Origin of the sequence: Bacillus sp. FJAT-22090, from assembly GCF_007676755.1 — a bacterium.
Classification (GTDB): domain Bacteria; phylum Bacillota; class Bacilli; order Bacillales_A; family Planococcaceae; genus Psychrobacillus.
In genome coordinates this window covers 37704-49887 of sequence record NZ_VEBK01000009.1, presented here as the reverse complement: position 1 = coordinate 49887, position 12184 = coordinate 37704, and the positions used below count along the sequence as shown (strand labels likewise).

The 12184-nt window shown below is 36.5% G+C and carries 13 protein-coding genes; 7 read left to right on the top strand and 6 right to left on the bottom strand.

The window, feature by feature from the left end:
* Window positions 1-35: 35 nt before the first annotated feature.
* Both FS486_RS12255 and FS486_RS12250 read left to right on the top strand, forming a co-directional pair.
* The gene (locus FS486_RS12255) at window positions 36-1838 is read left to right on the top strand and encodes a M3 family oligoendopeptidase (RefSeq protein ID WP_144511832.1); all 1803 of its coding nucleotides are present in this window, start codon (window positions 36-38) and stop codon (window positions 1836-1838) included.
* Window positions 1839-1844: 6 nt separating this feature from the next.
* Complete coding sequence (locus FS486_RS12250) at window positions 1845-2390, top strand: GNAT family N-acetyltransferase (protein WP_144511830.1); 546 nt, start codon at window positions 1845-1847, stop codon at window positions 2388-2390.
* An 88-nt stretch (window positions 2391-2478) separates the two neighbouring features.
* Here FS486_RS12250 and FS486_RS12245 read toward each other — a convergent pair whose 3' ends face one another.
* The 4 genes from FS486_RS12245 to FS486_RS12235 all read right to left on the bottom strand — a co-directional run bounded on the left by FS486_RS12245 (window position 2479) and on the right by FS486_RS12235 (window position 6016).
* Window positions 2479-3048 (bottom strand): beta-class carbonic anhydrase, encoded by a 570-nt coding sequence (locus FS486_RS12245; protein ID WP_144511828.1) that lies wholly within the window; start codon window positions 3046-3048, stop codon window positions 2479-2481.
* A 64-nt stretch (window positions 3049-3112) separates the two neighbouring features.
* Window positions 3113-4120, bottom strand: a complete 1008-nt coding sequence (mreBH, locus tag FS486_RS12240; protein WP_144511826.1) for a rod-share determining protein MreBH — start codon at window positions 4118-4120, stop codon at window positions 3113-3115.
* A gap of 419 nt (window positions 4121-4539) precedes the next feature.
* Window positions 4540-4674: a hypothetical protein gene (locus tag FS486_RS20465; protein WP_260858101.1), complete on the bottom strand. Its 135-nt coding sequence runs from the start codon at window positions 4672-4674 to the stop codon at window positions 4540-4542.
* Window positions 4675-4783: 109 nt separating this feature from the next.
* Window positions 4784-6016: an aminopeptidase gene (locus tag FS486_RS12235; protein ID WP_186321440.1), complete on the bottom strand. Its 1233-nt coding sequence runs from the start codon at window positions 6014-6016 to the stop codon at window positions 4784-4786.
* A gap of 190 nt (window positions 6017-6206) precedes the next feature.
* Between FS486_RS12235 and motA the strand changes: the two genes are divergently transcribed.
* The 4 genes from motA (at window position 6207) to FS486_RS12215 (ending at window position 9881) form a co-directional block, all read left to right on the top strand.
* Window positions 6207-7010, top strand: coding sequence for a flagellar motor stator protein MotA (gene motA, locus FS486_RS12230; RefSeq protein ID WP_144511822.1), 804 nt, complete (start codon window positions 6207-6209; stop codon window positions 7008-7010).
* Window positions 6994-7761 (top strand): flagellar motor protein MotB, encoded by a 768-nt coding sequence (motB, locus tag FS486_RS12225; protein WP_144511820.1) that lies wholly within the window; start codon window positions 6994-6996, stop codon window positions 7759-7761. The genes motA and motB overlap by 17 nt, the downstream gene beginning before the upstream one ends.
* 111 nt (window positions 7762-7872) lie before the next feature.
* Window positions 7873-8973, top strand: a complete 1101-nt coding sequence (locus FS486_RS12220; protein WP_144511818.1) for a PfkB family carbohydrate kinase — start codon at window positions 7873-7875, stop codon at window positions 8971-8973.
* Window positions 8970-9881 carry a pseudouridine-5'-phosphate glycosidase gene (locus tag FS486_RS12215; RefSeq protein ID WP_144511816.1) on the top strand — a complete coding sequence of 304 codons (912 nt, stop codon included), beginning with the start codon at window positions 8970-8972 and terminating at the stop codon, window positions 9879-9881. The genes FS486_RS12220 and FS486_RS12215 overlap by 4 nt, the downstream gene beginning before the upstream one ends.
* Before the next feature lie 53 nt (window positions 9882-9934).
* Here the strand turns inward: FS486_RS12215 and FS486_RS12210 are convergent, their stop codons facing one another.
* Both FS486_RS12210 and FS486_RS12205 read right to left on the bottom strand, forming a co-directional pair.
* Window positions 9935-10156, bottom strand: a complete 222-nt coding sequence (locus FS486_RS12210; RefSeq protein WP_144511814.1) for a DUF1128 domain-containing protein — start codon at window positions 10154-10156, stop codon at window positions 9935-9937.
* 66 nt (window positions 10157-10222) lie between these two features.
* A complete protein-coding gene (locus FS486_RS12205; RefSeq protein WP_144511812.1) occupies window positions 10223-11590 on the bottom strand; it encodes an alanine/glycine:cation symporter family protein in 1368 nt (455 codons plus the stop codon).
* A gap of 197 nt (window positions 11591-11787) precedes the next feature.
* Between FS486_RS12205 and FS486_RS12200 the strand changes: the two genes are divergently transcribed.
* On the top strand, window positions 11788-12162 hold the full coding sequence (locus tag FS486_RS12200) for a YtxH domain-containing protein (protein WP_144511810.1): 375 nt from the start codon (window positions 11788-11790) through the stop codon (window positions 12160-12162).
* Window positions 12163-12184: the final 22 nt, after the last annotated feature.

The following is a 12184-nucleotide window of genomic DNA, read 5'->3' as shown; positions in this document are numbered from 1 at the left end:
TCTAAACTAGTTTTCATTATAGGGGGAAAATTTAAATGATTGAACAAACTTATCCTATTGTTTGGGATTTAGACCGTTTTTTTGAGGGAGGGAGCAGTTCACAAGCTCTTCGTACACATTTGGACAACGTAAAGAGTAAATTAGTAGAGTTCGAACAGGATTTAAATAATTTTACGACACCTTCCTCGGTTCAAAATGTAGAGGAAATAGAAAAAGCAATTAATAATTTGAAAGATATAGCAGTTAATTTATCCGAAGGTGGAGCAGTGATTGGTTGTTTATTAGCTCAAGATACAACAGATAAACAAGCAACTCTATTAGAAGGGGAAGTAGGGTCGTTGTACGCTAGACTATCCTCTGTACTCCTTGTTATTCAACAAGTGCTTAGTAGAACAGAAGAAACGGTATGGCAAGAACTACTTCAAACAGAAGAGCTTTCTTCATTTTCATTTGTTCTAAATGAATGGAGAAAAGAAGCCAAACAAATGCTAACAGAAAAAGAAGAGGAAATGATCACGACACTTGGCGTTGACGGTTACCATGCTTGGGGACAACTATACGACTTACTAGTTGGGGATATTCATATCAAACTAACAATTGATGGAGTAGAAAAAGTGTTATCTGTTGGGCAGGCAAATAATTTAAGCTCTCATGAAAATGCTAATATTCGTAAGGAATCTTTTGAGGCATTAGAAGCGGCATGGACAGAAAAAGAGGAGTTCTTTGCTAAAACGCTTAATCATCTGGCAGGCTTCCGACTGGCCGTATATGAAAAAAGAGGATGGGAATCTGTTTTACAAGAACCCTTGCAAATCAACCGAATGAAACAAGAAACACTGGATGCAATGTGGGGTGCAATAGCGAAAAATAAAGCACCGTTTGCCGAATATTTAAATAAGAAATCGGCTATGCTAGGCGAACAGAGAATGCATTGGTATGATCTCGATGCCCCTGTAAATGCTTCTACCGAAAAGATGGATTACCAGCAGGGTGCCTCATTCATTCTGAAGCATTTCAAAGAATTCGGTCCAAAACTAGAAGCTTTTTCTAGAAATGCGTTTGAAAAAGGATGGATTGAAGCAGAGGATCGTCCAAATAAACGTCCAGGCGGTTTTTGCACTGGAATGCCTGTATCGGAAGAATCCCGTATCTTTATGACGTATAGTGGATCAATGTCCAATGTTTCTACTCTCGCTCATGAATTGGGACATGCTTTCCATTCATATGCTTTAAGACCAGTGCATTGGATGAACCGTCAATATGCAATGGGTGTAGCAGAAACGGCTTCTACTTTTGCGGAAATGATTGTAGCAGATGCTGCGGTAAAAGAAGCAAAAAACGATGAGGAGAAAATTGCTCTTCTTGAGGATAAAATTCAGCGCAGTGTTGCATTCTTCATGAATATTCACGCCCGCTTCCTATTCGAAACAAGATTTTATGAGGAACGTAAAAATGGAATAGTTTCTGCTTCAAAATTAAATGAATTAATGGAAACTGCGCAAATAGAAGCCTATGGTGGTGCATTAGAAACTACTCATCCACATTTTTGGGCATCTAAACTGCATTTTTATATTACTGACGTACCTTTTTATAACTTCCCATATACATTTGGCTATTTATTCTCTTTAAGTATTTATGCAAAAGCAATTAAAGAAGGTGCCAACTTTGAGGAAAAATATATCGCTTTACTCCAAGATACTGCTGTGATGACAGTAGAAGATTTGGCTATGAAGCATTTAGGGGAAGATATTACGAAAGAAGCGTTTTGGATTAAAGGAATCAACCTTTGCATTCAAGATGTGAACGATTTTATTCAATTAACTAATGCAAAAGGGTGAAAAAGCTTGATTTACTTAGAAGGGGATACATGTTACTTACGGACATTAAGTATAAAAGATGCACCAAGTCTAGCAGACCTTGTATATCGAAATAAACTATATTGGTCAATTTATGAACCATTGCATAGGGATGATTATTACACTACCACCGTACAACGGGAAAAGATTCGGGAATCTTTGCTTTTGATGGAGGAAAAAAGAGAATTTGGTTTTGGGGTATTCGAGCATAATACCGATCGACTGATTGGTCATGTTTCGTTATATAGTCTAAAGAGAATGCCATTTTCAAGTGGATTAATTGGTTATTCTATGGATGAACAATTTGTTGGAAAAGGGATTGCGTCCGAAGCAGTTCATCTAGCAAAATCATTTGGGTTTGAGCATGTCCATTTAAATCGAATAGAGGCTTATGTATCTCCAAGAAATCATGGTTCGATCAAAGTGTTAGAAAAAAATGAATTTCTACGAGAAGGCCTGCTTCGCAAGCTTTTATTTATTAATGGTAAGTGGGAAGACCATTATATGTATGCTTCTCTAAGTGAAGATTTTTGAAAAGGTAAGAGTATTTATAAAAAACTAAAAAGCTGGTTATTCAATTTTTGAATAACCAGCTTTTGCTGTCGATTTCCCGGGAAATAATTTAGTTTTTGTCGACTGATCCGTCTGTAACGAGGTCTAAACGTCCCGTATCTGGATCAATGATAAGTCCATGAACTGGTACACTTGGAATCATAAGTGGATGGTTTCTAATCATATCTACACTATGTAATACGCTTTTTTCCACGTCTGAAAATCCTTCTAGCCAACTATCTACGTTAACCCCCGAATGTTTCAACACGTCAAATACATGAGGATCAACACCACGACCAATCATTTTTTCCACTATTTTATCTGTTTGGATGGCACTCATCCCACAATCATAATGTCCAATAACATATATCTCATCTGCTTGGAGTTCATATACTGCGACGATCAAACTTCTCATAATTCCACCGAATGGATGATTGATAACGGCACCAGCACTTTTGACTATTTTTACATCTCCATTTTTAATATTCATTGATTTATGGAGCATTTCGGTAAGCCGTGTGTCCATACAAGTTAAAATTACAATTCGTTTATCCGGAAATTTAGTGGTTAAATAGGGTGTGTAAAGTTTATTTTCTACAAACGACTTATTAAACGTTAATATTTCATTTAAATTAGACATAATATTCCCCCTTCATTATTTATTTTATATGAAAAGAAAGGGGAATGCTTGTAATTTGATTCAATTATTTTGCTAATTTTTGCTTTCTTTCTCCGATAAAATAAGATTTGCCAGTTCCAATTGCTACTGACTGTAATGGTTCAGGTGCGAGATGAACTGGTACTTCAATAACGCTTGCGAGCCATTCTTTTATATCTTTTAACAGAGCACCGCCTCCTGTAAGGACGACACCGTGATCAACAATATCCCCCGAAAGTTCGGGAGGACATATTTCAAGTGTTGCACGAATTACCTCCAAAATAATCTCTAGAGATTCCCTCAACACTTCTTGAATCTGTGTAGAAGATAAGTGGATTATTTTAGGTAGACCAGTAACTACATCTCTTCCGCGAACATCCATCTGTTCCACGGTATGTGGGACTAATGCATGGCCAATTGTTTTCTTTATCATTTCAGCCGTAGGTTCACCAATCAGAACATTATATTCTTTACGAATAAAGTGGATAATTGCTTCGTCCATTCGATCACCTGCAGCTTTAACAGTATTAGAAGCAACTACTCCACCGAAGGAAATAATTCCAACTTCAGTTGTACCACCGCCAATGTCCACAATCATACTTGCGACTGGTTCACTAACAGGAAGGCCAGCTCCGATTGCAGCTGCCACAGGTTCCTCCATAAGTTGGACTTCTTTGGCACCACTTTGTCGAACTGCGTCTTGAATCGCTCGACGTTCCACCGAGGTTGCACCAGAAGGAGTACAAACAATAACGGTTGGTTTTCTAAGTGAAGTTCCTAGTTTTTTACTAGCCTTTTGCATAATTAGCTTTAATAATTGAGTAGTAATATCGAAATCAGCAATAACTCCATCCTTTAATGGACGTATTATTTCAATGGATGTAGGTGTTTTACCAATCATCTTCTTTGCTTCTTCACCAAAAGCTACGATTTCTTTCGTTTTTGTATTAACTGCAACAACAGTTGGTTCATCTATAAGTAAGCCCTTGCTTTTTGTATAAACTAATGTATTTGCTGTTCCTAAATCTATTCCAATATGTGCATTTGAAAACATTTTCGTTCCTCCAATCCAATCATACCTTAAAAGCGAAAGCGCCTATGCTAGCCCCGACAGGCAAATGAGGAAAAGCGAGGAGGCAGCTCCTCAGCCACCACAGCTTTTTCACATTTGACCCCGAGGGGCTAGGCGCTGAAGTCTAGATACTTAGTTAGTATAATAGATAAATAGGGGCTTGCCATATGTTACATATTGGAAGATTACGTATGTTTCAATATTAAGTGGTTATTTATAATTATACGGAAATGCTAAAATAGTTGGATAGCACTGTTTTGTCATTAAATTGAAACATTCTTGTTATAAAAATGAAAGAAAAATGAGAACTAATGACGATTCACAGATTTCTCGATTAATAAATTTGTTCAACAGATAAAATTTGTCATAAAAAAACAACCGCAAAAATGCGGTTGTTTGAATTATTTAGAAGGTTTTGGATCTACTTGGATTGCATCGTGTGTGTTCATGCCTTTAGCAAAGTAATGAATAATAGTATAGCCTGAAATTCCTATACATACTACAAAACCAAGAACTGTAACTGTGAATAAGCCCATTATAAAACACCTCACTAGTTATGATATTATTATTATAGCTTATTTTAAGCTAAAAAGTAAGAAGAAATATTTAGAAACTAGAGTAGAAGACATTTCGGATGAAATAATATTAGAATGCCCAGTTACCGTTACGGAAGATAGGCTCTATTGTTCCATCTTCTTTAATTCCATCTATATTCATTTTGTCAGAACCAATCATAAAGTCTACATGAGTGATACTTTCATTTAATCCATTTTCAGCAAGTTCTTCTCTACTCATTTTCTTCCCGCCTTCTAGGCAGAAAGCATACGCGCTACCTATCGCTAAATGGTTGGAAGCATTCTCATCGAATAATGTGTTATAAAATAATAAATTAGAATTGGAGATCGGTGAATCATGTGGTACAAGTGCAACTTCTCCAAGATAATGAGAACCTTCATCCGTTGCTACTAGATTTTCTAGTACATTTTGTCCCTGTGCTGCTTCTACTTTTACGATGCGGCCTTTTTCAAATGTAACGGTAAAGTTATCAATAATGTTCCCGCCATAGCTTAAAGGTTTACTGCTTGCTACATATCCGTCAACCCCAGTTTTCAAAGGAACTGTGAAGACCTCTTCTGTTGGCATATTGGCCATGAACGCTTCGCCTTTTTCATTTTCACTACTTGCACCACACCATAAATGACCTTTAGGAAGTTCGATTACTAAATCTGTTCCAGGAGCAGTGTAGTGTAGTTTTTGATAGTTTTTTTCATTTAAATAGTCTACTTTAGTATGTAAAAGAGAATCATGCTCTTTCCAAGCCTCAACAGGGTTCTCTACATCTGCACGAACAGCTTGGAAAATTGCTTCCCAAAGTGCTGGTACTTGTTCTTCTTCTGTTAAGTGCGGGAAAACTTTTTTTGCCCATTCCTTCGAGGGAGACGCAATAACTGTCCAACTAATTTTATCTGATTGTACATATTGACGATATTTACTTAACGCTTGTCCGGAAGCTTTTTGGAAAGCTGCAATTTTAGAAGGATCTACTCCTTTTAGAAGATCAGGACTTTGACTCATAATACTCATAAATGCTGCGCCTTCCTCAGCTAAAAGCTCACGTTCTTGAACTTTCCATGGCGGATAAAAGTCAAAAGAATCTTTTGGTGCTAAATCATAACGTAAACGGGAAATTTCATCATCAGAAAGGTCCACAAAAACTTGTTTTGCACCTATTTCATAAGCTTTTTTCGTAACTAATCGCACAAGATCTAGACTATCAGTAGAAGCCGCTATATATAAATTTTGTCCAGGCTGAATATTTACCCCAACTTCTACAGCTAATGCCGCATATTTTTCTAATTTAGTTTTAAACAATGTCATATTCATACTCCCCTTCTTTACTAATCTTATAGTATCAGTTATTAATATGATTTTTCAATATTCATTAAAATGAAAAGTCGAAATTTGTTCAAAAATAATGAATTTATCTTATTGAACAAAAAATTTTATATTGAAATTCTCATAATAATGCCGAAATAAAGTAAAGAAATAGAATGTGGAGGTTACAAAATTGGATATATCTACGGTTGTTGGTCTTATAGTTGCTGTTCTTTCCTTGCTAATAGGGATGTATTTTAAAGGTGTTACTCCGGATGCACTTTTAAATCCGGCTGCTATTTTCATTATTATTTTTGGAACAATAGCAGCGGTTGTTATTGCGTTTCCGATGAGAGAGTTAAAACGAGTTCCCAAGCTATTTGGGGTACTTTTTAAAGATAAGAAATTGGAATCAGATGCGGAGATTATTAAGATGTTCTCAAGCTGGGCAGATTTAGCCCGTAGAGAAGGTTTACTTGCTTTAGAGGGAAAGATTGCGGACGTGGATGATGCTTTTTTGAAAAATGGGTTAACATTAGCCATTGATGGTCAAAACGCAGATTATATCCGAGACGTATTAACAGAAGAAATAGATGCTTTAGAGGATCGTCATGCGGGTGGTGCTTCCATCTTTTCTCAAGCTGGGACATATGCTCCGACACTTGGAGTTTTAGGGGCAGTAATCGGTCTAATTGCAGCTTTAAAAGATATGAATGATATAGAAAAGTTGGGTCATGCTATTTCAGCTGCATTTGTTGCTACCCTTATGGGGATTTTCACGGGATATGTAATTTGGCATCCATTTGCAAATAAATTAAAACGGAAGTCCAAACAAGAAGTGCGTCAAAAAACAATGATGTTAGAAGGAATTCTTTCTGTATTAGAAGGAGATGCCCCACGTGTTATTGAACAAAAATTAGCTTCTTACTTATCCATGTCAGACCGCAAAAAAATCTTAAATGAAAGCGGGGAGGCTGACCTTGGCAAAGAAGCGTAAAAAGAAGCATCATGATGACCATATAGATGAATCCTGGCTTATACCATACGCAGATATTCTTACATTACTATTAGCATTGTTCATCGTGCTTTTTTCCATGAGTACAGTAGATCAAAAGAAGCTAGAACAAATGTCTCAAGTCTTTAACCAAATTTTTGATGGTGGGACAGCCTTCATGGAACATCCATCTCCTATTGATGTTCCGAAGACACCAAATCAGACAAATGAAACAGAGCAAAGTTCAGCTTATATTGAAGATCAGCAAGCATTATCGGAAATCCAAGATAGCGTAGAGGAATATATTGCAGTCAATGCACTAGAAAAACAATTTGCTACCAAATTAACGGATGAAGGATTGCTAGTAACTATTCGTGAAAATATATTATTTGATATGGGACAAGCAGAAGTGAAAACGGAATATCGACAGATTGCAGAAGATATCGCAGAACTTTTAGTATTTGATCCTCCAAGGAACGTTGTTATTACAGGACATACAGATAATATTCCGATATCGAGCAGTGAATTTTCATCTAACTGGGAACTAAGTGTGATGCGTTCTGTTAATTTCCTTAAAATTTTAGTAGAAAATAATACAATCGATCCTCTTTATTTTAGCGCAAAAGGTTATGGCGAATTTAAGCCTGTAGCTTCTAATGATACTGCTGCAGGTCGTGCACAAAATAGACGTGTAGAAGTGCTCATCCAACCAAGGGTGCTAGAAGATGGTACATTGAACGAAGCTCCGCAATAATAGTTGAAACTGACAATTATTTTTTAGTTGTCAGTTTTTCTTTTGACTTTTTGAAACAAAAGTTTATAATTAAAACAAAAGTTCTGATGCGAATAGAAAGGAGGAAATTAGTTGGACTCGAAAGAAGTGAAGATTTTAAACTTTTTAAGGAAAAACCCATATGCATCTCAATTGGAAATCGCAAATGAATTACAAATGTCCAGGCCAGCTGTTGCTAATATTATTTCAGGGCTCATTAAAAGTGGAAAGATAACAGGTAGAGCTTATATTTTACCTGAAAACAAGGAAATTATATGTATCGGCGGAGCCAATGTAGATAGAAAGTATATTGTAAAAAATAAATTGCAAATGGGCACCTCCAATCCAACGACAAGTCTTCAAAGTATTGGGGGAGTGGCAAGGAATATAGCAGAAAACTTAGGGCGTTTAGGGCATAGCGTGCGCCTGCTTTCTGTAGTAGGTAATGATATGGAATACGAATCCATAGAAAAAGTTTCAAGTCCTTGGATGAATTTATTTTCGGTTGAAAAGCTATCAAATTATAGTACCGGTACTTACTCTGCAATATTAGATACTCATGGAGAAATGTTGTTTGCATTAGCAAATATGGATATCTATGATCAATTTTCAGTAGAATACTTAAAGAAACACGAGGCACACTTAGCAAACGCTCAATTGCTCATTATTGACATGAATTGTCCAAAAGATGTGATTGAATATATCCAAACTGTTTCGATTGGACATAAAATACCATTGGCAATCATTCCAGTTTCATCACCTAAGATGAATCGAATGCCGGAATCCTTGGATGGAATCGATTGGTTGATAACAAATAAAGACGAGGCAGAAACTTATTTCAAGATGAACATAGAAGATGATGCTTCTTGGAAAAAAGCTGCTCAACTATTTGTAGAGGAAGGTATTAAACAAGTTGTTGTCACGGGGGGCAGTAAAGGCGTTGTATTTGCGGGACAAAATCTCGATGCTACCATAATTCCTGCGATACATGTAGCAGATATAGTAGATGTAACTGGTGCAGGTGATGCATTTGTTTCTGGAACTTTACACGCTTGGCTTGAAGCTTCTGAGATTAATCAGGCAGTAATAACTGGCATGATAAATGCAAGTAAAACTTTACAATCTGCCGAAACCGTTCGTACGGAACTTACAAAAATTGGTTTAGATAATGAATTGGAGGAATATAAACGATGAAAAAATATTTAGCGTATTCACAAGAGGTAGAACAAGGGATGGCAGCAGGAAAACCAATCGTAGCTTTAGAATCTACAATCATTTCACATGGTATGCCTTACCCACAAAACGTTGAAATGGCGAAAAAAGTGGAACAAATTATTCGTGATAATGGTGCTGTTCCAGCAACAATTGCAATTATGAATGGTCAGATTAAAATTGGTCTTTCTAATGAAGATCTTGAATCGCTAGCTACAAGCAAATCAGTAAGAAAAACGTCTAGAAGAGATCTTGCATATGTAGTTGCGTCGAAAGAAATTGGTGCTACAACAGTTGCAACAACAATGATTTGTGCAGAACTTGCCGGTATTAAAATGTTCGTAACTGGTGGAATTGGTGGTGTGCATCGTGGTGCTGAAACAACGATGGATATTTCAGCTGATTTAGAAGAATTAGCTTCTACAAATGTAGCGGTAGTATGTGCTGGTGCAAAATCTATTTTAGATATTGGTTTAACTTTAGAATACTTAGAAACAAAAGGAGTGCCAGTAGTTGGTTTTGGGACTGATGCATTCCCAGCTTTCTATTCAGCAACAAGTCCATTTGATGCAAACTTCCGATTAGACGAGCCAAAAGAAGTTGCAGAAATGCTACAAGCGAAATGGGAATTAGGATTAAACGGAGGAGCGATTATTGCTAATCCAATTCCAACAGAATTTTCTATGGATGAAGCCTACATTAATGACATTATTCATACTGCATTAAAAGAAGCAGACGAAAACGGCATTAAAGGGAAGGATGTAACACCTTTCTTATTAGGAAAAGTAAAAGAGTTAACAGAAGGAAAATCATTAGAGTCTAACATCGAGTTAGTATATAACAATGCTAGAGTCGGAGCTAAAATTGCAGTTGAATTAAATAATCTATAATATAAAAACTTCCCAAGACTTTTATCTTGGGAAGTTTTTTAATAAGACTTTGTTTATTTTCGCAAGCTACCTAGCTCGGCAGCAATGGCTTGCATTTCACTAGGGCTAAATGAATCTCTTTTTTTAACCATTTCATATAGATATACTAAATCCTCATATTGGGAAGCATTGAAATTCTCTGATTTCATTGCATCTACGTTAACCATACGAAGTTTTTCTTTTATTGTTTCGATCATAAATGCGACATTTTCTACAGAAGGTTCTGATAAATTCATTGTTGTATTCCTACCTTTCATACATTAGAACATTATCATTTCACGGTCTGCTAGTATTGTCAAATACTAAAGAGATTTTGCCGCTTTGGCAGCCTCTTTTTCTTCTTTTAATTTATCCTGAATACGTTTTGTTTCATATACAACCACTCCGGAAAGTCCAAGTAAACCGATTAAGTTCGGAATAGCCATTAATCCATTAGCTATGTCAGAGAAAGTCCAGATAAGATCAAGAGATACAACCGAACCGATAAATACCATAATTACAAAAGCAATACGATAAATAATTAATAAAGAAGGATTTTTAAATAAGTACTGGAAACATTTTTCACCATAATATGCCCACCCGAAAATAGTAGATGAAGCAAAGAAAACTAATCCAATTGCAACGACATATGGACCAAAGTCGCCTAGGAAATGCCCAAACGATGCAGAAGTTAATTCATTTGCAGCAAGGCTAGTATCGTTATACATGCCTGCCATAACAATCGTTACACCAGTAATGGAACAGATAAGGAAAGTATCCAAAAATACTTGTGTCATAGAAACAAGTGCTTGACGTCCTGGTAAGTCAGTTTTTGCCGCAGCTGCCGCAATAGGAGCAGATCCCAATCCAGCCTCATTTGAGAACACTCCGCGAGCAATACCATAACGGATAGCAGCACCGATTGCGCCTCCAACAGCAGCCTCTCCCGAAAATGCCATTCTAAAAATGGTAGCGAATGCTTCAGGGATGGCAGTAATATTCATAATCATAACGATTAAACCTGCTAATAAATAAAAGATTGCCATGATAGGTACAAATACTGCTGTTACATTCCCGATCGATTTAATACCACCGAGAATAACTAGCGCAGTGAATACAGTAAGAACTGCACCCGTAATCCACGTATCTAACCCAAATGTGGATTTTACTACACCTGCAACAGAATTAGATTGTGTTCCATTTCCAATTCCAAATGCTGCCACAGCACCAAAAATTGCAAACAATACCGCTAACCATTTTTGTTTTAGACCATGTTCTAAATAGTACATCGGCCCACCAGCCATTTGACCTTTTGCATCTTTCACACGAAATCTTACAGCTAGAATAGCTTCACTGTATTTTGTTGCCATCCCAAAGAATGCTGAAAACCACATCCAAAATATTGCACCAGGTCCGCCTAATACTACTGCAGTAGCTACCCCGACAATATTTCCTGTTCCAACTGTAGCAGCTAATGCAGTAGTAAGTGCTTGGAATTGAGAAATATCACCTTCTGCAGTTTTGTCATGGTTTTTTGAGAATACTAGTCTAAGAGCTGTAGGTAAAAGCCTTATCTGTAATACTCCAACGCGCACCGTCAAATAAATTCCCGTTCCTACGATTAAGATGAGTAGAGGAATCCCCCAGAGAACAGAAGAAATACTCCCTAAAATTTCATTAAGTGTCTCCATTTTCACTAACCCCCATTTTCCATTTTTTAAAATACAATTTTCTTATCCTTTCTTTTTAATTTTCCCTCTATTAACAATATTCGATAAATAAAGAGACATAGTCAAGAATAATTTTTAATAAAAGAAATAATTTGTTTTATTCCATCTCGTCGCGGGTATAATTGAATATAACGAAAGTAAGTCATGGAGGTAATTAGATGAGTGAAAACAAATTATTGAACGGCATTGTGTGTGGAGCAATTATTGGCGGCGCATTAACGATGCTAGATAAAAAAACAAGAAATGCTGTAATCCACAAGTCAAGATATATGGGAAATCAGATTCAATATTACAGTAAAAATAGACAAGAACTAAAATCGACTCTTGAGGATCAAGTGACTAAATGGAAATCACTTTATGAACAATTTGCTTCGGACGCAACTTATTTATCGCAAAAAGTACATGAAGTGAAGGAAATCACTCCACAAGTTAAAACGCTATTGACGGATACGAAAGAAGCGTTTGCCCAATCGAAAGAGGAATATAAAACAATTGTAGAACCTGAATCAGAAGAAAATATTGTCAAACAGTAATTAAAAAAGAAAGGGGAGGAGG

Excerpts from the sequence above, each read along its gene's own strand:
- FS486_RS12255 (WP_144511832.1), top strand. The coding sequence starts at position 36 with ATGATTGAACAAACTTATCCTATTGTTTGGGATTTAGACCGTTTTTTT.
- FS486_RS12245 (WP_144511828.1), bottom strand. The coding sequence starts at position 3,048 with ATGTCTAATTTAAATGAAATATTAACGTTTAATAAGTCGTTTGTAGAA.
- mreBH (WP_144511826.1), bottom strand. The coding sequence starts at position 4,120 with ATGTTTTCAAATGCACATATTGGAATAGATTTAGGAACAGCAAATACA.
- FS486_RS20465 (WP_260858101.1), bottom strand. The coding sequence starts at position 4,674 with ATGGGCTTATTCACAGTTACAGTTCTTGGTTTTGTAGTATGTATAGGA.
- FS486_RS12235 (WP_186321440.1), bottom strand. The coding sequence starts at position 6,016 with ATGACATTGTTTAAAACTAAATTAGAAAAATATGCGGCATTAGCTGTA.
- FS486_RS12215 (WP_144511816.1), top strand. The coding sequence starts at position 8,970 with ATGAAAAAATATTTAGCGTATTCACAAGAGGTAGAACAAGGGATGGCA.
- FS486_RS12210 (WP_144511814.1), bottom strand. The coding sequence starts at position 10,156 with ATGAATTTATCAGAACCTTCTGTAGAAAATGTCGCATTTATGATCGAA.
- FS486_RS12205 (WP_144511812.1), bottom strand. The coding sequence starts at position 11,590 with ATGGAGACACTTAATGAAATTTTAGGGAGTATTTCTTCTGTTCTCTGG.
- FS486_RS12200 (WP_144511810.1), top strand. The coding sequence starts at position 11,788 with ATGAGTGAAAACAAATTATTGAACGGCATTGTGTGTGGAGCAATTATT.